This window comes from Plantactinospora sp. ZYX-F-223, assembly GCF_039649625.1.
Taxonomy (GTDB): Bacteria; Actinomycetota; Actinomycetes; order Mycobacteriales; family Micromonosporaceae; genus Plantactinospora.
In genome coordinates this window covers 1-805 of the sequence record NZ_JBDJAV010000185.1, presented here as the reverse complement: position 1 = coordinate 805, position 805 = coordinate 1, and the positions used below count along the sequence as shown (strand labels likewise).

Genomic DNA, 805 nt, shown 5'->3' with positions numbered 1-805 from the left:
ATTAGCTTCCGACAGCCGACTCGATCACCGGCTGCCCGGCTTGGTCTGGAACCAGAGGATCACAGTCGCGGCGAAGAACAGCAACACGAAGAACGCGCACGGGCACAGCAGGAGCCACGCCATCCCCTCCATGGCGCACAGCCTAGGCCCACCACACACCGAACTCGCTCAACCTGCCTACGGTCACGGTGGTCCTCGCCCGGCTCTGGCGAGTATCCACATCTGGCGATACGAGTGCTGCGCTCCCGCAACTCTGTCGCGTACGTGGCGAACACCACTGTACGGTCGGGGCGTGGACGGAACGGTGCTCTGCGTAGATCGAGCCGACGTCCGGCAGACCGATGACGAGCTGACACTGATCCTCGGCGCCGCGGAAGTCCACGTTGTGCTGATCCGGTTGCGCTACGACGGCTGGGTGGACGAGGTGATCAATAGCGCCGGATCGGTTGCGAGAGGACCGGCTGCCTGGACCCTCATGGACCACAACCTTTCCCTCGAATTCGGTGCTCGGTCCGCCGCCATCCTCGGCTTTCCTCGCGACTGCCGACTGCAACTCGATCTGGACGAGGACACGATCCGGCGGGTCCGTGCCGCGCTTCTGGAGATCCTGCAATGCGCGTGCTTCGTGGTCGATACTCCGGAAGGCCGTATCGTCGGCTGAACTCCTCGGGACGAAGGCCGACCCGCCGGGTCCATCGGCACGCCAACCAGGGTCAGATACGCGGATCTGCCCGCCGACCGTGCGCGCTGGGCCTCGGCGCGCCGGTCACGCCGCGTCGAGGTCGGCCTTGGTGCGGTTCCCTTG

At 65.7% G+C, this 805-nt stretch carries 1 protein-coding gene; it reads left to right on the top strand.

The window, feature by feature from the left end; translation table 11 throughout:
* The first annotated feature begins 292 nt into the window (after positions 1-292).
* A complete protein-coding gene (locus tag AAH979_RS43090; protein WP_346263888.1) occupies positions 293-661 on the top strand; it encodes a hypothetical protein in 369 nt (122 codons plus the stop codon).
* Positions 662-805: the final 144 nt, after the last annotated feature.